Raw genomic sequence first — 23,450 nt, 5'->3', positions numbered from 1 at the left:
GGGCGCCGCCGCGACGCAGCGCAGCGCCGATACCTTGAATGGGTTAAATAATGCGCACTGATTTGGTGCGCATCGCGTCGAAAAAGTGCAGAAAGGGGGCGTAGCTTGGGCGAGTTGCCTGCTTGTGGTGCGTTGGGAAAAATAAGGGCCGCGAATGCAGCCCGTGGGATCAGACGAGTTGGCTCTCCTCGCGCACCGCTTCCGCCAACTGCTCGCCCGCCAGCTGCAGCTGATACATCTGGTAGTAGCGCCCCTGCTGCGCCAGCAGCTGTTGATGGTTGCCCTGCTCCACCGCGTGGCCACGATGCAGCACCAGAATGGAATCGGCATCGACGATGGTTGAGAGGCGGTGGGCGATCACCACCAGCGTGGTGTGCTCGCGGATCGCACGCAGCGCCCGCTGGATAGCCTGCTCGGTGCCCGAGTCGATATTGGCAGTCGCCTCGTCGAGAATCAAAATCTGCGGCGCCTGCACCAAGACCCGCGCCATCGCCAGCAGCTGTTTCTGCCCGACCGACAGGTTATTGCCCTGCTCCCCCAGGCGGGTGTGGATACCCTGCGGGAAGCCGCGCACCAGACTCGCCAACTGCACCGTTTCCAGCGCCCGCCAAACGGCGTCTTCCTCGATGTTACGCCCCAACGTGACGTTGGCCAGTACCGAATCGGCGATCACCACCGGATCCTGCTGCACCATCGCTACACCCTGACGCAGCGTGCGGTGCGACAGGCTGGATATCGGGCGTCCATCGAGACGCACTTCCCCCTCGCTGACCGGGTAATAGCCCATCAGCAAGTTGGCCAAGGTGCTCTTGCCGCTGCCGGTATGTCCGACCAGCGCCACGAAGCCGCGTGAGGGCACCGCCAGCGAAATATGCTGCAGCACCTTTTTGTCCGCACGGTAAGCGAAGCTCAGATCGGTGATGTCGATGCGGCCACCGGCCAGAGGACGATCGTCGGCACCGTAACTCTGCTGGCTGCGATCCATCAGCTCGAAAATGCGTTCGCCGGCCACCACCGCCTGCTGCAGGATCGACTGCTGTGACGTCAGCTCGATCAGCGGTTCATTCAGGCGCCCCAGGTAGTTGATGAAGGCGTAGAGGACGCCGACGCCAATCACGCCCTCGCCGCTGAAGCCGAACAGCATCAACAGGCCGCACAGCACCAGCGCCGAAAACAGGCTGAGCAGCGGCCGCAGCAGAAAACCGTCGAGCCGCAGGGTCTGCATGCGCGCAAGATAATGCGACTGGCTGGCGGCGCTCATGCGCTCGCCGAAGCGCACCTGCTGGCGGAACTGCTGAATCACGCCCATGCCGTTGATCACTTCGTTGAAACCGTCGTTGATGTCCGCCAGATAACTGCGCACCCGGCGCACAATCGGCGTGCTGTAGTATTGATAGATGCCCATCACCACGAACACCGCCGGGAAGATGCAGATAGCCACCAGCGCCATGCGCCAGTCGAGGCTGAACATCGCCACCAGCATGGCGCCGATCAGCGCGGCGCTTTTCAGCACCGTGGAGACCACCATCACGTACAGATCCTTGATCACTTCGGTGTCGTTGGTAACGCGCGAGATCAATTGCCCGACCGGTTGTGTGTCAAAGGCGCTGAGCGGTTGGCGCAGCGCGGCGTCCATCACGTCGGTACGCAACCGCTGCACCACGCCCACCGCCGCCTGGTTGAACAACAGCGCCTGGAAGTAGTGCAGCGCCGCCGCCAGCAACTCCAGCAGAATGTAGGCCGCCGCCAGCCCGCCGACAATCATCAACGGCAGTTGCCCTTTGGCGACGTAATTATCGATAAAATAGCTGACCAGGATCGGCCCGGCGACTTCCGCCGCCGCCGCTATCCACAGCATCAGCACCGCCAGCCCCAGCGGTTTGCGGTACGGCGAGCCGTAGGCCAGCAGCCGCTTCAGCGTCGGCCACAGCTTTTGCACTTTATTCATTGGCCAACGCCTCCTCGCCGTTTTCCGGCGCTTCGTCCAGCGCCGCTTCCAGCTGCTGATAACGGTACATATCGCGATACCAGCCCGGCTGCGCCGCCAGCGCCGCCGGATCGCCGCGCTGTGCAACGCCACCGTGCTGCATCACCAGGATCTCGCTGGCTTCGGTCAATGCCGACAGCCGGTGCGCGCTGATGATCACCGTGCGATCTTGCCCCCAGCTGCGCAGGTTGTGCAGGATTTGGTGTTCGGTACGGCCGTCCACCGCCGACAGCGCGTCATCGAGGATCAAGATCTCTGCATCCAGCAGCAGCGCACGCGCAATGGAGATGCGCTGTTTCTGCCCGCCCGACAACATCACGCCGCGTTCGCCCACCTCGGTGTCATATCCCTGCGGCAACCGCAAAATGTCCTCATGGACGCTGGCCAGCCGCGCTGCCTGTTCGATCTGCGCCTGCGTCGCGCCCGGATGGCCCAGCGCGATGTTGTTCGCCACGGTATCGGAGAACAGGAACGGCGTTTGGCTCACCACCGACAGTCGCGAACGCCAGTCGTCAAGTTTGACCTGCGGCAACGGCAGGCCGTGATAGCGGATCTGCCCTTGGTCGACGTCGAACTGACGCTGGATCAGCGACAACAGCGTCGATTTACCGGCCCCGGTCGGCCCGCACAGCCCCAGCATTTGCCCTGGTTTCAGCGTCACCGCCACATCGTGCAGCGCCGGATGTGGGTTTTCCAGGTAGTGGAACGCGCGGATATCCACGTCCAGCACGCCGCGCCCGGCCGGCAGCGCCTGTGGGCCATCCTGCACCGCCGGCGCCTCATCAAGCAGGCTGCGGATGCGGCTGTAGGCCGCGCTGCCGCGTTCGACGATGTTGAACATCCAGGCCAGTGCCAGCATCGGCCAGATCATCAGGCCGAGATACATCACAAAGCTGGTCAGTTGCCCGAGCGTCAGCGAACCGTTCACCACCATCCAGCTGCCGCCGCCAATGGCCAGCAGGTTAGACGCGCCGATGGCGATATAAATGGTCGGATCGAAGCGCGCATCCACCCGCGCCACGTGCATGTTCTTGGCCCCGGTCTGCGCCGCCACCTCGGCGAAGCGGTTGGATTGGTGATCTTCCAGCCCGAAGGCCTTGATCATGCGGATGCTGGTCATGCTTTCCTGCGCCTGATCGTTCAGGCTGGAAAACGCCGCCTGTGCCGATTTAAAGCGCTGGTGCAGCTGATCGCCGTAATATTTGATGGCGATCGCCATCAACGGCATCGGGATCAACGCCAGCACTGTCAGTTGCCAGCTGATTTGGGTGCTCATCACCACCAACACCACCAACCCCATCACCAGCGAATCCACCAGCGTCAGCACGCCTTCACCGGCGGCGAATACCACGCGATCCACGTCGTTGGTGGCGCGCGCCATCAGATCGCCAGTGCGGTGACGCAGGTAAAACGCGGGGTTTTGCCGGCTGAGCTGACGGTAAAAGTTTTCGCGCAGCTCGACCGCGAGCTGGTAGGACGCGCCGAACAGCAACACCCGCCACACATAGCGCAGCAGGTAAACGACGATCGCGGTACCGATCATCAACCCGAGCCAGGCCATCAGCACGCCGGTGGACATCTGTTTTTCGGTGACGCCGTCCACGATGATGCCGACCAGCTTAGGCGGCAGCAGTTGCAGGATGGCGATGACGATCAGCAGCACCACCGCCCCGAGGTAGCGGCGCCACTCCCGGCGGAAGTACCAGCCGATTTGAGCAAATAATCTCACGCAGTTTGATTCCAGGGTTTTATGGGATTTGTCTCTTTTTCTGCTTCAGCAGAGCAGGATACCACCGTTGAGCCGCCCGTCCGGTGAACTTTTCACTCCGGCACCGGCAGCGCGGTGGTGTATTTGATTTTTTCCATGGCAAAGCTCGAGGTGACGTCGATAAGGCCCGGTACGCCGTTCACCAGACGCTTATAAAAGCCGTCGTAGCTTTTCATGTCCGCCACTTCGACCTGCATCAGGTAGTCGTACTCTCCCGCCATGCGGTAAAACGCCAGCACCTCGGGCATCTGGCTGGTCAGCTGCACAAAAGCCTGATACCACTCGCTGCTGTGCTGCTGGGTTTTGATCAGCACGAACGCCGTCAGCCCCAGGCCGAGCTTTTCATTATCCAGCAAGGCCACCCGACCGCGGATATAGCCCTCGTCTTCCAGACGCTTCAGGCGTTTCCAGCACGGCGTCGAGGTCAAATTGACCGCATCCGCCAGCGCCTGCAGCGACTGGGTGCAATCTTGCTGCAGCATGCACAGCAGCTTACGGTCTGTTTTATCTAACATAGCGGCCACCCGGAGAAAAATTTTCTCTCATTAGGCGATTAAACAGGAAAAATGGCAATCCTTTTTTCCCGCCGACAGGCTATGCTACGCCATAAATCAGCCCCCTATTCTGAGGCCAAATCATGACAAACTCTTGGGTAAAATATGCTATCGGTGAAATAGAAGCGGATTTTCAACGCTCCGCCGATACGCACCTGATTCGCCTGAACCTGCCGGCGTTTCCTGGCATCTGCCTGTACCTGAAAGATGAGAGCACCCACCCGACCGGCAGCCTGAAACACCGCCTGGCGCGCTCGCTGTTCCTTTACGGCCTGTGCAACGGCTGGATCACCGAGAACACCACCATCATCGAGGCCTCTTCCGGCAGCACCGCGGTGTCCGAAGCCTACTTCGCTCGCCTGATCGGCCTGCCGTTCATCGCGGTGATGCCGTCCTGCACCGCGCGCCGCAAGGTGGAACAGATCGCCTTTTACGGCGGCCGCTGTCACTTCGTCGATCACGCCGCCCAGATCTACGCCGCCTCCGAACAGCTGGCGAAAGAGCTGAACGGCCACTATATGGATCAGTTCACCTACGCCGAACGCGCCACCGACTGGCGCGGCAACAACAACATCGCCGACAGCATCTTCCGCCAGATGGCGCGCGAACCCTTCCCGGTGCCGAAACACATCGTAATGAGCGCCGGCACCGGCGGCACCTCCGCCACGCTGGGGCGCTACATCCGCTATCAGGGGCACGACACCCGGTTGACGGTGGTCGATCCGGAAAACTCGGTGTTCTATGACTGCTTCCACCACGGCGATCGCACCCTGATCGGCAGCTGCGGCAGCCGTATCGAAGGCATCGGCCGCCCACGCGCCGAGCCGTCGTTCATCCCATCGGTGGTCGACAACATGCTGCGCGTGCCGGATGCTGCCAGCGTCGCCACCATTCACTGGCTGGAAGGCGTGCTGGGCCGCAAGGTTGGCGCCTCTACCGGCACCAACGTTTGGGGTGCGCTGCAGTTGGCGAAGCAGATGCGGGAAAACGGCGAGCAAGGATCGATCGTCACCCTGCTGTGCGACAGCGGTGAGCGTTACCTGGATACCTATTACAACCCGGAATGGGTCAGCAACAACATCGGCGATCTGCAGCCGTATCTGGCGCAGCTGGCGGATTTGTAACGCCAGGCGTTAGGTAAAAAAAAGCCGGGTAGTCATACCCGGCCGGCTGTAAGGAGAACCTCATTCTTCGGGGGAATAGGTGAGGCAAGGTGAACGCAGCCAATGTTGTAAATAGTGGGCCACCGCCTGTTGCTGGCAATGGCCGATAACCGGTAGCTGCGGCAGCAGGGATTTCAGCTGCGGCAGGGCGTTGCCCATCACCACGCCGTGCCCCACCGCCCCCAGCATCTCTTTGTCGTTCATTGCGTCGCCGAACGCTATGCAGTCGGCCATCGTCAGCCCCAGATGGCGGCTCAGCCGGTCCAGCGCCGTACCCTTGTTGCAACCGAGCGGCAACACCTCCAGGCAGTCGTAGGCGGAAAAGCACAGATCGGCCTCACCACCCAGCTGTGCCCGCAGCTGCACCTGCAAGGCCAGCAATTCCTCATGCGGCGCGACAAAACACACCTTGCTGTTGCCGAACGCCGGCAGGCGGCGCACGTCGGCCAACTGAAAACGAAAGCCGCTCAGGTGATGCGCCCGCAGCATCTCTTCCGGCACGGGGAATTCGGTCAGCCAACCTTCGTCGCGGAACACATGCATGCTGGCGCAGGTGCGCCAATGATGATGCAGCACCTCTTCGGCGACCGCCGCCGGCAGATCGGTGGCATGCAGCTGTTGGCCGCGGTTGTCATACACCCGCGTGCCATTGCCGGTGATCAGGTAGCCCTGCAGCCCCAGCTGCGCCATGATCGGTTGCGCATCGAGGTAGTGCCGTCCGGTGGCGAACGTCACCACCATCTCCCGTTCCACCAGCTGGTTCAGCACCGCCAGCGTTTCCGGGCCAACCCGGTGATCCGGCATCAACAGCGTGCCGTCCATATCGAAAGCTGCCAGGCGATACATAGAGACCTCTGAATGTGAACGCGATTACAATCACTGCAGTATGGGATGGCATTTGCGGAAGTAATAGTGAACAATTTGAGAAAACTGTTCCGGATTTCTACTCATGCGCCTGGTTCACCGTCTCAGCCAATATCAACGCCTGTACCATCAACTCGGCAGCGCGCCGGTCGCCGTGACCATCGGCGAACTGGCGGCGATGTTCTACTGCAGCGAGCGGCACGCCCGCACGCTGGTGCAACAGCTGCAGGATCAAGGCTGGTTGAGCTGGCATTCGCAGCCCGGCCGTGGCAAACGCGCTCGCCTGCACTGCCTGAAAACCCCGGATGAACTGCGCGCGCAGCTACTGCAACAGCTACTGCAACAGGGCAACCATCAGGGGGCGCTGGAGATGGCGCAACTCGATCCGCAGCACCTGCAGGATCTGCTCAGCCCGCACCTCGGCGGGCAATGGCAGGCCGGCAGCCCGACGCTGCGCATTCCCTATTACCGCACGCTGGAAGCGCTCGACCCGCTCACGCTGACCGGCCGCGCCGAACAACATCTGGTGTCGACCCTGCACGCCGGGCTGACGCGCCTGGTGACCGGTAACCCGGAACCGCAGCCCGATCTGGCGCACCACTGGCAGATTGACGATCGCGGCCTGCGCTGGCGCTTCTTTCTGCGCAGCCAGCTGCGCTGGCACAACGGTGAACCGCTGACCGGCCACCAGCTGCTGCAAACGCTGGAAAAACTGCAGCGCCACCCGCGTAGCCAACCCAGCTTGGCCAACGTCGCGAACATCAGCCTGCCGCATCCGCTGTGCATTCAGTTTGATCTGCAGTTGCCGGACTATTGGCTGGCCCACCGGCTGGCGGAGCTGCCTTGTCTGATGACCCATCCGGAGCTGCCGGCCATCGGCGCCGGCCCGTTCAAACTGACGTTGAATGAACCGCAGCTGGTGCGGCTAGAACAGCACGCCGGTTACCATCTGCAGCATCCGTATCTGGACACCATCGAATACTGGATCACCCCCGATCTGCCCACCGCCGGCGCCGACGCCAGCTGCCAGCATCCGGTGCGCATCACCATCGGTCAGCAAGACGATTTGGCGCAGGCCCGGCCGGTACAGCGCAGCATGAGCCTGGGCTGGTGTTATTTGGCGCTGAACCTGCGCCACGGCGTGCTGAGCGAAGCCCAGGGGCAAAAGCTGCTGATGCTGATCCAGCAGTCAGGCCTGCTGAACCATCTGCCGATCCCCAACAGCGTGATCACCCCCAGCCATGAAATGCTGCCCGGCTGGCGCATTCCCAGCCAACAGATTGAAGAAGATGTCCCCCTGCCTGCCCGGCTGACGCTGCTGTATCGGCCGCCGGTCGAGCTGGAAACAGTGACGGTCGCGCTGCAACAGCTGTTGGCGCAGCACGGCTGCGAGCTGGAGGTGCGCTACTACGCCGGCAAGCGCTGGCAAAGCGAGGAACAGATCGCCCAGGCCGACCTGCTGTTGGCGGACAACCTGATCGGCGAAGCGCCTGAGGCGACGCTGGAGAGCTGGCTGCGGCAGGATACGCTGTGGCGCGGCATCCTGACGGAAAGCCGCTGGCAACAGCAACAGGAGACGCTGCAGCAGATCCAGCAGCTGCAGGCGCAGCAACCGCGCTTCGAGCGGCTGCAGGCCTATTACCAACGGCTGATGGCCGCCGCCATCATCACGCCGCTGTTCCACTACCAGTATCAGATCAGCGCGCCGCCGCGCATGCATGGCGTGACGCTGACCGCGCACGGCTGGTTCGATTTTTGCCAGGCGTGGCTGCCGCCGCCGGTGGACGACGCACCGACCTGAGCCGAACCGCCCTGCGCCTGGCGGCCCTTTCTGCTACTATTGTCGCCGCAACGCAATTTTTATCCTGCCGCCCGAATGTGTATCGGGAATGGCCAAAGTCCAAAAAGGTGATTTTATGAAGCGCGCGGTTGTCGTTTTCAGCGGTGGACAAGACTCCACGACCTGCTTGATCCAGGCATTGCAACAGTATGACGAAGTTCACTGCGTCACGTTCGATTATGGCCAGCGCCATCGCGCCGAGATTGAAGTGGCTCAAGAGCTGTCGGTGGCCCTCGGCGCCAAAGCGCACAAGGTGCTGGACGTAACGCTGCTCAATGAGCTGGCCGTCAGCAGCCTGACGCGCGACAATATTCCGGTTCCCGCCTACGATCCCAACCAGAAAAACGCGCTGCCGAGCACCTTCGTGCCGGGCCGCAATATCCTGTTCCTGACGCTGGCGGCGATCTACGCCTACCAGGTGGAAGCGGAAGCGGTGATCACCGGCGTATGTGAAACCGATTTCTCCGGCTACCCGGATTGCCGCGACGAGTTCGTTAAAGCGCTGAACAAAGCGGTGGTGCTGGGCATCGCTCGCGATATCCGCTTCGAAACGCCGCTGATGTGGCTGAACAAGGCCGAGACCTGGGCGCTGGCGGATTATTACCACCAGTTGGATCGCGTGCGGCAGGATACGCTGACCTGTTACAACGGCATCAAGGGTGACGGCTGTGGTGAATGCGCTGCCTGCAACCTGCGCGCCAATGGCCTGATGCAGTACCGGGCCAACCAGGCGGAAGTGATGGCGGCGTTGAAACAGAAGGCCGCTCTGGCCTGAGGCAGTGACGGCGGCAACCTCTGCCGCCCGTGAGTTTACTGCGGGTTTTCCTTCAGCGTGAGCGCCTCCAGGTGCTCGCGCAATTCGCCTTCAATCGGCAGCGCCCGCTGCGTTTTCAGATCGACGCACACGAAAGTCAGCAGCGCGTCGGCCACCGACGTCCCCGCCGGATCCTGCGTCACCTTTTGGCTCAGCACCCCGCTCTTGCCGTTGAGCTGCACCATCTGGCTGTCGATACGCAGCTTATCCCCCAATACTGCCGGGCTGCGGTAATTGATATTGATGTTCACCACGATGAAAGCGATGTTGTTTTCCGTCATCCAGCGGAACCCGGCCTCGTTTTCCAGCCACTCCCAGCGCGCCTCTTCCAGAAACTCCAGATAGCGGGCGTTGTTAACGTGCTGGTAAACATCAAGGTGATAACCGCGAACTTTGATAAAGGTTTGCATAGGGAACGATCGCTCCTGCCTGGTGATTACAGAAAGAGGGAGCCGCAGAGGCTCCCTCGCCCGTTTGGTCAACGCGCCAAACTGGTAAGACCTGTAAAATGTAGCAGAGGAGTCACGGCCTCAGCGGCATTTTGCCACGCAGCCGCGACCGGGATCACATTTTCAGTCGGGTGCGGTTCTTCTCGAACAGCGCCGGCCCGATGCCCGGCACCTCCTGCAACTGCTCAACCTGGGTGAACGGCCCGTTCTGTTCGCGGTAGCGCACGATGCCTTCCGCCTTCTTCAGACCGACACCGCTCAGAGCCGCTGCGAGCTGTTCGGCGGTGGCCTGATTGATGCTGACCGCCGTCTCTTCGGCCGCCTTGGTCATCACCTGTTGCCCGCCATTGCCCGCCGGTGTTGAGAGCATCGGCGCCGGCGCATCGGCTTTATCCGTCGCGGCGGCTGGCCCCGCGAGGCATAACAACAGCGCGGTCAGCGCCGCTTTGACGTGATGACGGTAACCTGATAACGCTTTTTTCTCTGTATGTTGCATGCTGTATCCTCCTTGTGTGTGACAGCACGGCTACCTTGCCGCGGCGGCGGATATTCAGCAATCGGCGGATATCAGATGTGGAAAAGGCCGCGAAAGCGGCCTTTGTTTGTTGCACTGCGTTGCAGAAAAATGCGGCGATTACTGCGGCTGTTGCTCAGCGGCGCCCATTTTGATTTTGGCTTCTTTACGCAGGCTCGCCAGCAGCGAATCGAAGGAAACGCCGGTCGCGCCCTCTTCCATCTTGCCGACGAAGGTTTTCATTTCGTCTTCCGGCAGCGTGCCTGGCTTCACCGCATCGAGTGCGATCAGCACCACGTTGTCCTGGCGATCCTGCGACATGCCGTACACCGGTTTGCCGTCCTGCGGGTGCGGCAGCGCGAACACGCTCTCCACCAGCTGGCTGTCTTCCGGCGCGCGCGCCATCTTCTGCACGGCGCCAAAGCTCAGGCCGGCGGCTTTCATCGCCTCGTCGCCCTTGCCCTGCTTCAGCTCAACCAGCAGCTTCTCGCCCTGCAGCTTCGCTGCCTGCAGCGCCTTGTTGCGCTTCACCAGATCTGCCACGCGGTCTTTGACCTGGTCGAACGGCTCGATGCCTTCCGGCTTGTGGCCACTCACGCGCACCACGAAGGCGCGGTCGCCGTCTACGGTGATAACGTCAGAGTTGCTGCCCGGCGCGCCGTTCTCGCCGATCAGCGAGCCGTCGAAGATCGCCTGCACGACCGGCTTGAAGTTCAGCGCGGCGGGAATGTTGTCGCGGGTGAACCAGTCGCTTTGCGCCGCTTTCACGCCGGCCGCTTCTTCAGCCGAGGCCAGTGATTCGTTGTCGCTGGTCGCCGCTTCGCTCACCTTCTGCTGCAGCGCGTAATACGCGTCTACCGCTTTCTCCTGCTGCACCTGCTTGGCGATAGCGTCATGCACTTCGCTCAGCGGTTTCAGTTTCTCAGGTTCGATGTCGTTCAAACGCACGATCAGGAAGCCGACAGAGGATTTCACCACGCCGGACAGCTGCCCTTTCTCGGTCAGGTTAGCCTGTTTCAGCTCGTCGGCGGTGGTTTCCGGCTCCAGCCAACCCAGCTCACCGCCGGTACGGCGTGAGATGATGTCGGTGGATTTCTCTTTCGCCAGGGTGGCGAAATCGGCACCCTTCTTCAGCTCGTCCAGCGCCGCGTTGGCTTCCGCCTCGGTTTTCAGCTGGATCACGCTGTAGTTTTTACGCTCCGGCTGGCCATAGCTGCTCTTGTGCTGGTCATAGTAAGCGCTGATGTCCTCTTCGCTCACTTTCACCTTGTCCTGCATGGACGCGGCGTCCAGCGGGATATAGCTCACCTTCACCTGCTCCGGAGCGATGAAGCTGTTTTTATTCTGATCGTAATACGCCTTCAGTTCGTCGTCGCCGGCGCTCTGTTTCGCCTGCAGCGCTTTCAAATCGATGGTCGCCAGGCGCACGTCGCGCTCCTGCAGCACCAACGCCGCCATGGCTTGCGATTCGGACGGCAGCACAAAGCCGGAATCGCCGAAGGCCTGGATCACCTGCTGATTGACCAATTGCTGACGCATCGACTGCGCGAAATTGTCGGCGGTGTAGCCCATGCGGCCGATCAGGTCGAGGTATTTGGCGTTATCAAACTGGCCGTTGGTCTGGAAGTAAGGCGCCTTGCGGATGGCGTCCTTGATCTGATCGTCGCTGACCGTCAGGCCCAGTTTCTTGGCGTACTGGTCGAGCAGCATGTTGTCGATCAACTGGGACAACACCTGACGGCGCATCTGCTGCATGTAGCCTTCGTTGCCGGCCAGCGCGGAGAACTGGTCACCCAGTTGCTGCTGCATGCGGCTACGCTCGCTTTGGAAAGCCTGTTCCAGCTGAGCGCGTTCGATCGTCTGACCATTTACTTTCGCAGCATAATCGCCGGAGCCGCCGATCAGGTAGTTACCCACCCCGGTCAGAACGAATGACAGGATGATCAGGGCCAGGATGATTTTGAGCACGACGTGATTAGCAGCCGCGCGTAAATTGTCCATCATAGTGTGACAACACTCCGCTGTGATGTGGATTAACAACCCTTGTGCAGGCGCGTTCCCTGCGACAAAAATAAAAAAAGCGCATCAGTCCGATGCGCCTTATATCTTACCTTACCAGCACCGCTGCGTCAGGTGATTGTTTATTACAAAACCCTGTTACGCTAAACGGTTAGACGCTAAATCAGTTTACAGCGTCTTTCAGCGCTTTCCCTGCACGGAAGGCCGGTACTTTGGCTGCCGCGATTTTGATCTCTTTACCGGTCTGCGGGTTGCGGCCGGTACGAGCCGAACGTTCACGCACGGTGAAGGAACCGAAACCTACCAGAGCCACGTCATCCCCTGCTTTCAGAGAGTCGGTAACGGAAGCGATTACTGCGTCTAAAGCACGTCCCGCTGCCGCTTTGGAAATATCAGCACCTGCGGCAATCTTGTCGATCAGTTGTGACTTATTCACTCTATCATCCCCTCTAGAATTCTATCGTCGCACCGAAAAATCCCTACGGTTGCGACAGCGCAGCTGTTATATCAATCCCATCGAACCTTGGCAAGCCACCGACTGGGTGGCAAAACGCGGGCCGACAGAGATCTAACTTAGCGGTACAAAAAAATACTGGCAAGTCCGAAATGGCTTGCCAGTATAAGTTTTATCAATGGTTTTTGCGATTCGTCACTATTTTGCCGCTACCGGCAGTGCGCCGAAGGCCGGGTTTTGCAACGCAATGTTCAAAACTTCATCGATTCGCTGCACCGGATGAATCTCCAGATCGGCGATAACATTGTCCGGGATCTCTTCCAAATCGCGCTTGTTCTCGTAAGGGATCAGCACGGTTTTGATGCCGCCGCGATGCGCCGCCAACAGCTTCTCTTTCAGGCCGCCGATCGGCAACACCTGGCCGCGCAGCGTGATCTCGCCGGTCATCGCCACATCGGCGCGTACCGGGTTGCCGGTCAGGCAGGAGACGAGCGCGGTGCACATCGCGATACCGGCGCTCGGGCCGTCTTTCGGCGTCGCCCCTTCAGGCACGTGCACGTGGATGTCGCGTTTCTCGTAGAAATCGGCGTTAATGCCCAATTTCTCCGCGCGCGCACGCACCACGGTCAGCGCCGCCTGAATCGATTCCTGCATCACCTCACCCAGGGAACCGGTGTAGGTCAGCTTGCCTTTGCCCGGCACGCAGGCGGTTTCGATGGTCAGCAGATCGCCGCCCACTTCCGTCCACGCCAGCCCGGTGACTTCGCCCACGCGGTTTTCGGTATCCGCACGGCCGTAATCGACGCGCTGCACGCCCAGGTAATCCTTCAGGTTGTCGCCGTTGATCTCGATATGCTTGAGCTTCTTGTCCATCAGCAGCGTTTTCACCGCTTTACGGCACAGCTTAGAGATTTCACGCTCCAGGCTACGCACCCCGGCTTCGCGGGTGTAGAAGCGAATGATGCCGATGATGGCGCTGTCATCGACCGTCAGTTCGCCTTTTTTCAGCGCGTTGCGCTCAAGCTGCTTCGGCAGCAAGTGCTGCTTGGCGATGTTGAGCTTCTCGTCCTCGGTGTAACCCGACAGGCGGATCACTTCCATACGGTCCAGCAGCGGCGCAGGAATGTTCATCGAGTTCGAGGTGGCAACGAACATCACGTCGGACAGATCGTAATCGACTTCCAGGTAGTGGTCGTTGAACGCCACGTTCTGTTCCGGATCCAGCACCTCCAGCAGAGCGGAAGCCGGATCGCCGCGCATGTCGGAAGACATCTTGTCGATCTCATCCAGCAGGAACAGCGGGTTCTTCACCCCAACCTTAGCCATCTTCTGGATCAGTTTGCCTGGCATCGAACCGATGTAGGTACGACGGTGACCGCGGATTTCCGCTTCGTCACGCACGCCGCCCAGCGCCATGCGCACGTACTGGCGACCGGTCGCTTTGGCGATCGACTGCCCCAGTGAGGTTTTACCCACGCCCGGTGGCCCCACCAGACACAGGATCGGCCCCTTGATTTTGCTGACGCGGCTCTGAACCGCGAGGTACTCGAGGATGCGATCCTTGACGCGCTCAAGGCCGTAGTGATCGGTATCGAGCACTTCCTGCGCCTTGTTCAGGTCTTTTTTCACCTTGCTGCGCGCATTCCACGGCACCTGCAGCATCCAGTCGATGTAGCCGCGCACCACGGTCGCTTCCGCCGACATCGGCGACATCATCTTCAGCTTTTGCAGTTCCGCTTCGGTTTTCTCGCGCGCCTCTTTCGGCATTTTCGCCGCATCGATCTTGCGCTTCAGCGCTTCGTGCTCGTCCGGCGCGTCGTCCATTTCGCCCAGTTCTTTCTGAATCGCCTTCATCTGCTCATTCAGATAGTACTCGCGCTGGCTCTTCTCCATCTGCTTCTTGACGCGGTTGCGGATACGTTTCTCAACCTGCAGCAGGTCGATCTCCGATTCCATCATCGCCATCAGGTATTCCAGACGCTCGGTGATGTCGGACATCTCGAGCACCGACTGCTTGTCGCTGAGTTTCAGCGGCATGTGGGCGGCGATGGTGTCCGCCAGGCGCGCGGCGTCGTCGATGCTGTTCAGTGAGGTCAGCACCTCCGGCGGGATTTTTTTGTTCAGCTTGATATAGCCTTCAAACTGATTGATCGCGGTGCGCACCAGCACTTCCTGCTCGCGCTCGTCGATCGATGGCGACTCCAGGTATTCCGCCTGCGCGGCGAAATGCTCACCGCTGTCGGACAGCGTAGTGATGCGCGCGCGCTGCAGCCCCTCGACCAGCACTTTTACCGTGCCGTCCGGCAGCTTCAGCATCTGCAGGATCGACGCTACGGTGCCAACCGAGAACAAGTCGTTAATGCCAGGTTCATCCGTTGAGGCCTCTTTCTGTGCCACCAGCATGATCTTCTTATCGTGATCCATTGCGGCTTCGAGGCACCGAATCGATTTTTCCCGGCCAACAAATAACGGGATCACCATGTGCGGATAAACCACCACGTCGCGCAATGGCAGGACGGGGATTTCAATGCGTTCGGAACGCTCAGGGTTCATAGAGCTCTCTCTTAGTTTAATTTCCGCCAGGTTGAGGGGGAATCTCATGAGACGCAAGCATCTAACGTTTCATAAAATCTGGTTAATGAGTATATGGGGATGAATCTCTTACATTCAACGGCAAGAATGCAGGAAAAAGAAATGGGGGATGAAATCCCCCATTTTGCTGATAACGCTCTGGTTTGACTGGCTAATTATTCGCCAGATGCCTGGGCTTCCGGCTTGCCGTAAATCAGCAGCGGCTTGGATTGGCCGGCGATCACCGACTCGTCGATCACCACTTTGTCTACGCTGTCCATCGACGGCAGATCGTACATGGTGTCGAGCAGCGCACCTTCCACGATGGAACGCAGGCCGCGGGCGCCGGTTTTGCGCGCCATGGCTTTCTTGGCGATGGCGTTCAGCGCTTCGTCACGGAACTCCAGCTCCACGCCTTCCAGGTTGAACAGCGCCTGGTACTGCTTGGTCAGGGCGTTCTTCGGCTCTTTCAGGATCTGAATCAGCGCGTCTTCGCTCAGTTCGCTCAGGGTCGCCACGACTGGCAAACGGCCGATGAACTCAGGGATCAGCCCGAATTTGATCAGGTCTTCCGGTTCGGCCTGCAGCAGCAGTTCGCCTTCGGTCGCCTTCTCGGACTCGCCCTTGACGGTCGCGCCGAAGCCGATGCCGGAGCCGGTGTTGACGCGCTGACCGATCACCTTATCCAGGCCGGCGAATGCGCCGCCGCAGATAAACAGGATCTTGGAGGTGTCGACCTGCAGGAACTCCTGTTGCGGATGCTTGCGCCCACCCTGCGGCGGAACCGCGGCGATGGTGCCTTCAATCAGCTTCAGCAGCGCCTGCTGCACGCCTTCACCCGAGACGTCACGCGTGATCGACGGGTTGTCGGACTTGCGGGAAATCTTATCGATTTCATCGATATAAACGATGCCGCGCTGCGCTTTTTGCACGTCATAGTCACATTTTTGCAACAGCTTCTGGATAATATTTTCCACGTCCTCGCCCACGTAACCAGCTTCGGTCAGCGTGGTGGCGTCGGCCATGGTGAACGGCACGTCCAGGAAACGCGCCAGCGTTTCCGCCAGCAGGGTTTTACCGCTGCCGGTCGGGCCGATCAGCAAGATGTTGCTCTTGCCCAACTCGATACCGTTGCTGGTATCGCCGTTGCGCAGGCGTTTGTAGTGGTTGTACACCGCAACCGCCAGCACTTTCTTCGCCTGCTCCTGGCCGATGACGTAGTCATCCAGGTGGTGGCGGATCTCGTGCGGCGTCGGCAGCGCACTGCGCTCACGATGCGGGGCAACTTCTTTAATCTCTTCGCGAATAATGTCGTTACACAGATCGACACATTCATCGCAGATATACACTGACGGCCCGGCAATCAGCTTACGCACTTCATGCTGGCTTTTGCCGCAAAAAGAGCAGTACAGCAGCTTTCCTGAACCGTCTTTGCGCTTATCTGTCATCAGTCAAACCTCTTCTTTAGTCTTGTCCCGCAGGAAAATCACGGCGGCAGTGCGCCCAAACTCATATCGGGAACGCCGAGGGGCTACAACAGAGCGAGCCCCTGCCCACTCTGATTACTATAGTCCATCGGCGCCGCGTGGTTCTAGCTGCGGTGTGTCAGAATGCCGTCAACCAGGCCGTATTCCACGGCTTCTTCCGCGGTCATAAAGCGATCGCGCTCGGTGTCGCGTTCGATCTGCTCCAGCGGCTGGCCAGTATGCTCGGCCATCAGTTCGTTCATGCGCGCTTTCACCTTGAGGATTTCACGCGCGTGGATTTCGATGTCCGTCGCCTGGCCCTGGTAGCCGCCCAGCGGCTGGTGAATCATCACGCGCGAGTTCGGCAGGCAGAAACGCTTGCCTTTGGCGCCGGCGGTCAGCAGGAAGGAGCCCATCGAGCACGCCTGGCCCATACAGATGGTGCTGACGTCCGGCTTGATGAACTTCATGGTGTCGTAAATCGACATGCCCGCGGTAATTACCCCACCCGGCGAGTTGATGTAGAGGTAAATGTCTTTTTCCGGGCTTTCCGCTTCGAGGAACAGCATTTGCGCCACGATCAGGTTGGCCATGTGATCTTCCACCTGGCCGGTCAGGAAAATGATGCGCTCTTTCAGCAGGCGGGAATAGATGTCGTAAGAACGCTCCCCGCGTGAAGTCTGCTCTACCACCATCGGCACCAGCGCCATGTTCGGTGCAAATTGATCTCGTTCGCCACTGTATGACATTACCGTCTCCTAATAGAAATTGCCTTGGCGGCCAGGGTGTCACCCTAATACGCCGATTCTACTTGAGAACGGCCATGATGACTATGCTCAAGCATTCGACCCGCGCCACACGTACCCGACGGTTATTTCATCCCGCGCACTTTGGCAAACAGCCCCAGAATTATTCTTTACAGATTGGGGGAGCCCGGCGCGATTTCAAGCCCAGAGGCCGATTTTCTCCGCGCGCCGAAAACGATGCCGTTAATCTGACCGTTATCATGCCAGCCAGTTCCCCAGGCAACAGGGTAAATATAGTGCATATTGCCCCGTTTAACCTGAGATTAATCAGCAACGTGGCAAAAAGAAAAGCCCGCAACCTGAGGTTGCGGGCTTTTTCATCGTGCGCCGGTTCGCCAGGCGAAACCGGGGGCGCCGTTCATTGCGCCCGGCACGCCGGCATTACGCCTGTTGAGTCTGGTTCATCAGCTCGCTGAAGGTAGTGGCTTTTTCTGTCACTTTCGCTTTTGCCAGCAGGGCTTCAACCGCTTGCTCTTCCAGAGCCACGTTGCGCATGTTGTTCATCAGCTCTTTGTTTTTGCTGTAGAACTCGATGACTTCGCTTGGATCTTCGTAGGCAGAAGCCATTTCTTCGATCAGCGTCTTCACGCGGTCTTCGTCAGCTTTCAGATCGTTGGTGCTGATCACTTCGCCCAGCAGCAGGCCAACCACTACGCGGCGTTTCGCTTGCTCTTCGAACAGCTCGCGTGGCAGTTCCAGCGCTTGCTTCTCGTTGCCGCCGAAACGCTGTGCAGCCTGACGACGCAGTACGTCGATTTCGCCGTCGATCAGGGCAGCAGGCACGTCAATTTCGTTCGCGCTCACCAGGCCATCGATCGCCTGAGACTTGATACGGTTACGCACGGCGCCTTTCAGCTCGCGCTCCATGTTCTTGCGAACTTCGGTGCGCAGGCCGGCAACGGAACCGTCCGCCACGCCGAAACGTTTGATGAACTCTTCGGTCAGTTCCGGCAGTTCGCGCTCTTCAACTTTCTTCAGCACGATAGCGAATTTGGCCGCTTTGCCCTTCAGGTTTTCCGCGTGGTAATCTTCCGGGAAGTTCACGTCGATGGAGAACTCTTCACCCGCTTTGTGACCGACCAGACCTTCTTCGAAGCCTGGGATCATGCGGCCCTGGCCCATTGCCAGCACGAAGTCAGACGCTTTGCCGCCTTCGAACTCTTCACCGTCGATAGAACCGGTGAAGTCAACGGTCACGCGATCTTCAGCTTCCGCTGCGCGATCGGTTTCTTTCCAGGTCGCCTGCTGCTTGCGCAGGGTGTCCAGCATCGCGTCGACGTCTTCGTCGTTCACTTCGACCACAGGTTTTTCAACTTCGATGTTTTCCAGGCCTTTCAGCTCAACTTCTGGATACACTTCGAATTCAACGGCGAAAGTGAAGTCTTCACCTTCTTTGTACTCGCCCGGCACGTAGTTTGGTGCGCCGGCCGGATTAATCTTTTCTTTGATGATCGCATCAACGAAGCTGCGCTGCATCGCTTCGCCCAGCACGTCCTGACGAACAGAAGCGCCGTAACGCTGTTCCACGATGTTCATCGGCACTTTGCCTTTGCGGAAGCCGTCGATACGCACGCTTTTCGCTGCGTTGATCAGCTCTTTCTTCACCGCCTGCTTGATAGTATCAGCCGGTACAGTAATAGAGAGACGGCGCCCAAGGCCTTGAGTGGTTTCTACTGAAACTTGCATCTTGTTACCTCAAAAAAATCACAGTGCTCGGTCAACTCCGTTCCAAGAACCAGGACGGCTACAGATAAGAACCGAGTTCCCTGATGACAGAAGCGTCCCGAAACCATTCCGGAAAATAAGACGCGACATTATAGCGGCGCATGCGTGGCGAGTCGAGGAAAGCTAGGCGGCGCAGGCGCGCTAAAACTCACACTTTTGCCGATTCGATCGCCAAAAGGCCGCCAAAACAGACCGAACGTTGGCCACATTGCGCGTCGGCCGTGTCGTCGTCAAAAACAGAAACGGCCCGCAGGCCGTTTCAAAATTCGTCAGTAGTAATACCCTAATTCAAGGGCAAAGTTCCACTGATACCTGAAAATTTCCCCCTCAGGCCAGCGTCCCAGCGCCGCGGCACGGCGGCGAGGCCGGCACGGTATCCTGCAACCCTTCCCACTCCTTGAGCGTATAGGTGTGCAGCGCCAGCGCGTGTACGCCATCGGCCAACTCTTCCGACAATACCCCGTAGATGGAGCGGTGACGCGTCAAAAAACGTTCGCCGACGAAGCGATCGCTGACCAATACCACTTTGAAATGGCTTTCTGAACCCGCCGGAACGTTATGACGATAGCTTTCATCAACGACTTCCAGATACGCGGGCTCAAACGCCGCCCTTAACTTTGCTTCTATTTGCTCGCGAATCATAGGATCTCCTTACAACACCGGCAGAGGACCGTGCCCATCTAGTTCAATATTAGCCGGTTTTCCCCCGTTTAGACCATCGCAGGGACAAATTTCTCTTTTCTGCGGTCAAATGATGAGCGCTATCCCCGTCGCTTGGGGGATTATCCGATTGAGCGGGACAAAAAAGCGTGTTTTTATCAACGGCAGGTAAAAATTTGTCACTCTGGCGCCTTCCGCGCTTCCACCGCACGGCGGCGATGCTATGATGTCGGCAATTTGTTGTCGGCTATCCCACTCTGATTATTGCTAAATCCATCGAGAATGAGACAGAAAACATGTTAAAGAAACTTTGTCTTCCTTTGCTGGCCGCCCTGCTGCTGGCCGGCTGCGCAACCAGCAGCAACACCCTGAACGTCACGCCGAAAATCGTTCTGCCGCAGCAGGATCCTACCCTGCAGGGCATCACCGTCAGCATCAACGGTGCGGATCAGCGTACCGACCAGGCGCTGGCCAAGGTAAACCGCGACGGCCAGCTGGTCACGCTGACGCCATCGCGCGATCTGCGTTTCCTGCTGCAGGAAGTGCTGGAGAAACAGATGGGCGCACGCGGCTACATGATCGGCGCCGACGGCCCGGTGGCGCTGCAGATCGTCGTCAATAACCTGTACGCGGACGTCTCCGAAGGCAACCTGCGCTACAACATCACCACCAAAGCCGACATCTCGATCATCGCCCAGGCGAAGAACGGCAACAAGCAGGTGAAGAATTACCGCTCGACCTATAACGTGCAGGGCGCCTTCACGGCGACCAACGAGAAGATCACCGACGCCGTCAACTCCGTGCTGGGCGACGTGATCGCCGACATGGCACAGGACACCAGCGTCAACGATTTCATCAAGCAAAACGCGCGCTAATCACCGCACCTTGCGCCGCCCGGCGGATCGGGCGGCACAGACAGGGAACTCATGTCGAAACACTATCTGAACATCTTCACCCAGCGTAACTCCGCCATTCTGCTGCTGCTGGGCTTTGCGTCGGGTCTGCCGCTGGCATTGACCTCCGGCACGCTGCAAGCCTGGATGACCGTCGAAAATATCGATCTGAAAACCATCGGCATCTTCTCGCTGGTGGGCCAGGCCTACGTCTTCAAATTCCTCTGGTCGCCGTTCATGGACCGCTATACCCCGCCGTTCCTCGGGCGACGACGCGGTTGGTTGCTGATCAGCCAGCTGCTGCTGGTGGTCGCGATCGTGGCGATGGGCTTCATGCAGCCCGCGCAGCACCTGTGGTGGTTGGCGGCGTTGGCGGTGCTGGTGGCGTTCTGCTCCGCCTCGCAAGATATCGTGTTCGACGCTTATAAAACCGACCTGCTGAAAGCCGAAGAGCGCGGCACGGGTGCGGCGATATCGGTACTGGGTTATCGGCTGGCGATGCTGGTTTCCGGCGGCCTGGCGCTGTGGCTGGCGGATCGCTATTTCGGCTGGCAAGCCACCTACTGGCTGATGGCCGGGTTGATGCTGATCGGCGTGGCGGCCACGCTGCTGGCGCCGGAGCCGGACGAAAGCATCCCGGCGCCGCGCACTATGGAACAGGCGGTCGTCGCGCCGCTGCGCGATTTCTTCGGCCGCAACAACGCCTGGCTGATCCTGCTGCTGATCGTGATGTACAAAATGGGCGACGCCTTCGCCGGCAGCCTGAGCACCACGTTCCTGATCCGCGGCGTGGGGTTCGACGCCGGTGAAGTCGGGCTGGTGAACAAAACCCTCGGCCTGTTCGCTACCATCGTCGGCGCCCTGTTCGGCGGTGTGCTGATGCAGCGTCTCAGCCTGTTCCGTGCGCTGATGCTGTTCGGCGTCCTGCAGGCAGTCTCCAACCTCGGGTATTGGATCCTGGCGGTGACCGACAAGAGTCTGCTCACCATGGGCAGCGCCATCTTCCTCGAAAACCTGTGTGGCGGTATGGGCACCGCGGCCTTCGTGGCACTGCTGATGACGCTGTGCAACCGCTCGTTCTCCGCCACTCAGTTCGCGCTGCTGTCGGCGTTGTCCGCCGTAGGACGCGTCTATGTCGGCCCGATCGCCGGCTGGTTCGTCGAAGCCCATGGTTGGCCGCTGTTCTATCTGTTCTCGATCGCCGCCGCCCTGCCGGGCTTGCTGTTGCTCGGCATCTGCCGCCAGACGCTGGAACACACCCAGCAGCATGGCGACTTTATGCCGCGCACCGAGTTTTCAGAATCTTACCGTTGGGCTCTGCGCTTGCTGACGCTAGGCTGTTCGTTGCTGGGTCTGTGGTTGCTGTTGCTGATCGCCAATGCGCTGGACTGGGCACAGGCACCGCTGTTGGCCGATCGGCTGCTGCAGGTCGGCGCCGCGCTGAGCCTGCTCGGCGTCGCAATGGGCAGCACGCTGGATTACTTGGCGTTGCGCCGCACCCGTTTGGCATAACCTGACCGGCCGGCGATTTCGCCGGCCGAAAAAAAAGCGATCCGAGGATATATTTATTTCGCTAAAAAAAGATAATCGGCGCGGAAATTATTTTTTTATCCGACTGCGGCGCTCGGAAATAAAATTAAATTCACCTTTAAGACACAATTATTTTACATTAAATAAACCTTTTCTGCGTATTTCCCCGCCGCGCATTTCTTCGCCAAATTCATCATACCTTTAGTTTTCCTTAACATACGGGCTGCTCGTCACGATTCAGCGTGCCAACGCGTTGTTGTCATTAGTAAATTGTCACGCAGGGTTACATCTGTGACCCCCTTAACAGAAAGTGTCAACAAGCCGCTGACACTCCCTTAAGCATGTTTACAGTACTGCAACCTTCCCGTAAAATGCCCGCACACATGAAACGACAATTGAGCCTTTGTTATTGAGGTCGTTAGATGAGACTTAAGAAATACAATAAAAGTATTGGGATGCTGTCATTAATCGCAGCCACTGTATTGCTCAGTGGTTGCGATATGGTTTTGATGAATCCCAAAGGAGCAATTGGTGTTGAGCAACGGACACTGATTATCACTGCAATCGCGTTGATGTTGATCGTGGTGGTGCCAGTTATCTTCATGGCGTTCGCCTTTGCCTGGAAGTATCGCGCTTCCAACAAAGACGCCAAGTACAGTCCGAACTGGGCCCACTCCAACAAGATCGAAGCGGTCGTCTGGACCATTCCTATCATTATCATCGCCATCCTTGGCACCATTACCTGGAAGACTACCCACGAACTCGACCCGTTCAAGCCGATTGTCACCGACAAGAAGCCGATGACGATCGAAGTGGTGTCGCTCGACTGGAAATGGCTGTTCATCTACCCGGAACAAGGCATTGCGACCGTTAATGAGCTGGCTTTCCCGAAAGATGTTCCAGTCGAATTCAAGATCACCTCTAACTCGGTAATGAACTCGTTCTTTATCCCGCAGTTGGGTGGACAGATTTATGCGATGGCCGGCATGCAGACCAAACTGCACCTGATCGGCAACGAAGCCGGTGCCTACAAGGGCATCTCCAGCAGCTACAGCGGCGCAGGCTTCTCCGGTATGAAATTCACCGCGATCGTTACCCCGACCGAAGGCGACTTCGATCAGTGGGTGGCCAAGGTGAAGGCATCGTCTAAAAACCTGAACACCACCGACGACTTTAACAAACTGGCAGAGCCGAGTGAAAACAACCCGGTTGAGTACTTTGCCGCTGTCAAACCGAATTTGTTCAAAGAAACAATTGCCAAATTCATGGGCGACATGGATATGCACAAGGGCGCTGGCGCGCACGAAGGCATGGACATGAGCCAAGGTATGGACATGGGTGAACATGCTGCTCACGCCGGAGCCGAGGAATAA

19 protein-coding genes are annotated in these 23,450 nt (G+C 59.0%); 6 read left to right on the top strand and 13 right to left on the bottom strand.

Annotation, left to right across the window (positions count from 1 at the left end; all coding sequences use genetic code 11):
• Positions 1–169 precede the first annotated feature (169 nt).
• From smdB to ACJ8J4_RS10150, 3 genes are all read right to left on the bottom strand, one after another.
• Entirely contained in the window at positions 170–1,948 is a 1,779-nt protein-coding gene (gene smdB, locus ACJ8J4_RS10160; RefSeq protein ID WP_151429016.1) for a multidrug efflux ABC transporter permease/ATP-binding subunit SmdB, read from the bottom strand.
• Positions 1,941–3,716 (bottom strand): multidrug efflux ABC transporter permease/ATP-binding subunit SmdA, encoded by a 1,776-nt coding sequence (gene smdA, locus ACJ8J4_RS10155; RefSeq protein ID WP_025301774.1) that lies wholly within the window; start codon positions 3,714–3,716, stop codon positions 1,941–1,943. Before smdA ends, smdB begins: the two co-directional genes overlap by 8 nt.
• 92 nt (positions 3,717–3,808) lie before the next feature.
• Positions 3,809–4,270 (bottom strand): Lrp/AsnC family transcriptional regulator, encoded by a 462-nt coding sequence (locus ACJ8J4_RS10150; RefSeq protein WP_004940330.1) that lies wholly within the window; start codon positions 4,268–4,270, stop codon positions 3,809–3,811.
• Between the two features lie 122 nt (positions 4,271–4,392).
• Between ACJ8J4_RS10150 and ACJ8J4_RS10145 the strand changes: the two genes are divergently transcribed.
• A complete protein-coding gene (locus ACJ8J4_RS10145) occupies positions 4,393–5,433 on the top strand; it encodes a PLP-dependent cysteine synthase family protein (protein ID WP_025301773.1) in 1,041 nt (346 codons plus the stop codon).
• A 60-nt stretch (positions 5,434–5,493) separates the two neighbouring features.
• Here the strand turns inward: ACJ8J4_RS10145 and cof are convergent, their stop codons facing one another.
• Positions 5,494–6,318: an HMP-PP phosphatase gene (gene cof, locus ACJ8J4_RS10140; protein WP_197836498.1), complete on the bottom strand. Its 825-nt coding sequence runs from the start codon at positions 6,316–6,318 to the stop codon at positions 5,494–5,496.
• 103 nt (positions 6,319–6,421) lie between these two features.
• Between cof and ACJ8J4_RS10135 the strand changes: the two genes are divergently transcribed.
• Together ACJ8J4_RS10135 and queC are read left to right on the top strand one after the other, a co-directional pair.
• Positions 6,422–8,137: an SgrR family transcriptional regulator gene (locus ACJ8J4_RS10135; protein WP_043135653.1), complete on the top strand. Its 1,716-nt coding sequence runs from the start codon at positions 6,422–6,424 to the stop codon at positions 8,135–8,137.
• 115 nt (positions 8,138–8,252) lie between these two features.
• The gene (gene queC / locus ACJ8J4_RS10130; RefSeq protein WP_049296013.1) at positions 8,253–8,951 is read left to right on the top strand and encodes a 7-cyano-7-deazaguanine synthase QueC; all 699 of its coding nucleotides are present in this window, start codon (positions 8,253–8,255) and stop codon (positions 8,949–8,951) included.
• Positions 8,952–8,986: 35 nt separating this feature from the next.
• Here queC and ACJ8J4_RS10125 read toward each other — a convergent pair whose 3' ends face one another.
• The 9 genes from ACJ8J4_RS10125 to bolA all read right to left on the bottom strand — a co-directional run bounded on the left by ACJ8J4_RS10125 (position 8,987) and on the right by bolA (position 19,636).
• On the bottom strand, positions 8,987–9,400 hold the full coding sequence (locus ACJ8J4_RS10125; protein ID WP_049206198.1) for an acyl-CoA thioesterase: 414 nt from the start codon (positions 9,398–9,400) through the stop codon (positions 8,987–8,989).
• A 154-nt stretch (positions 9,401–9,554) separates the two neighbouring features.
• Complete coding sequence (locus ACJ8J4_RS10120; protein WP_089180601.1) at positions 9,555–9,935, bottom strand: ComEA family DNA-binding protein; 381 nt, start codon at positions 9,933–9,935, stop codon at positions 9,555–9,557.
• 138 nt (positions 9,936–10,073) lie between these two features.
• A complete protein-coding gene (gene ppiD / locus ACJ8J4_RS10115) occupies positions 10,074–11,957 on the bottom strand; it encodes a peptidylprolyl isomerase (protein ID WP_049209308.1) in 1,884 nt (627 codons plus the stop codon).
• Positions 11,958–12,135: 178 nt separating this feature from the next.
• Positions 12,136–12,408, bottom strand: a complete 273-nt coding sequence (gene hupB / locus ACJ8J4_RS10110; RefSeq protein WP_004940351.1) for a nucleoid-associated protein HU-beta — start codon at positions 12,406–12,408, stop codon at positions 12,136–12,138.
• A gap of 216 nt (positions 12,409–12,624) precedes the next feature.
• Positions 12,625–14,979, bottom strand: a complete 2,355-nt coding sequence (gene lon / locus ACJ8J4_RS10105) for an endopeptidase La (RefSeq protein WP_025301766.1) — start codon at positions 14,977–14,979, stop codon at positions 12,625–12,627.
• Between the two features lie 194 nt (positions 14,980–15,173).
• Positions 15,174–16,445, bottom strand: coding sequence for an ATP-dependent protease ATP-binding subunit ClpX (gene clpX, locus ACJ8J4_RS10100; RefSeq protein WP_004940354.1), 1,272 nt, complete (start codon positions 16,443–16,445; stop codon positions 15,174–15,176).
• Positions 16,446–16,588: 143 nt separating this feature from the next.
• The gene (gene clpP / locus ACJ8J4_RS10095; RefSeq protein WP_004940356.1) at positions 16,589–17,212 is read right to left on the bottom strand and encodes an ATP-dependent Clp endopeptidase proteolytic subunit ClpP; all 624 of its coding nucleotides are present in this window, start codon (positions 17,210–17,212) and stop codon (positions 16,589–16,591) included.
• A gap of 438 nt (positions 17,213–17,650) precedes the next feature.
• Positions 17,651–18,955, bottom strand: coding sequence for a trigger factor (gene tig / locus ACJ8J4_RS10090; protein WP_004940358.1), 1,305 nt, complete (start codon positions 18,953–18,955; stop codon positions 17,651–17,653).
• A gap of 366 nt (positions 18,956–19,321) precedes the next feature.
• The gene (gene bolA, locus ACJ8J4_RS10085) at positions 19,322–19,636 is read right to left on the bottom strand and encodes a transcriptional regulator BolA (protein WP_004940361.1); all 315 of its coding nucleotides are present in this window, start codon (positions 19,634–19,636) and stop codon (positions 19,322–19,324) included.
• Between the two features lie 314 nt (positions 19,637–19,950).
• On the opposite strand from bolA, the gene ACJ8J4_RS10080 reads away from it, so the two are divergent.
• The 3 genes from ACJ8J4_RS10080 to cyoA all read left to right on the top strand — a co-directional run bounded on the left by ACJ8J4_RS10080 (position 19,951) and on the right by cyoA (position 23,450).
• The gene (locus tag ACJ8J4_RS10080; RefSeq protein WP_033634001.1) at positions 19,951–20,529 is read left to right on the top strand and encodes a lipoprotein; all 579 of its coding nucleotides are present in this window, start codon (positions 19,951–19,953) and stop codon (positions 20,527–20,529) included.
• Positions 20,530–20,580: 51 nt separating this feature from the next.
• The gene (ampG, locus tag ACJ8J4_RS10075) at positions 20,581–22,059 is read left to right on the top strand and encodes a muropeptide MFS transporter AmpG (protein WP_025301764.1); all 1,479 of its coding nucleotides are present in this window, start codon (positions 20,581–20,583) and stop codon (positions 22,057–22,059) included.
• 440 nt (positions 22,060–22,499) lie between these two features.
• Positions 22,500–23,450 (top strand): cytochrome o ubiquinol oxidase subunit II, encoded by a 951-nt coding sequence (cyoA, locus tag ACJ8J4_RS10070; RefSeq protein WP_025301763.1) that lies wholly within the window; start codon positions 22,500–22,502, stop codon positions 23,448–23,450.

Origin of the sequence: Serratia sp. CY47280 (assembly GCF_052168655.1) — a bacterium.
Lineage (GTDB): Bacteria > Pseudomonadota > Gammaproteobacteria > Enterobacterales > Enterobacteriaceae > Serratia > Serratia bockelmannii.
The sequence above is the reverse complement of the archived record's forward strand: the minus strand, read 5'-3'. Positions and strand labels throughout refer to the sequence as shown.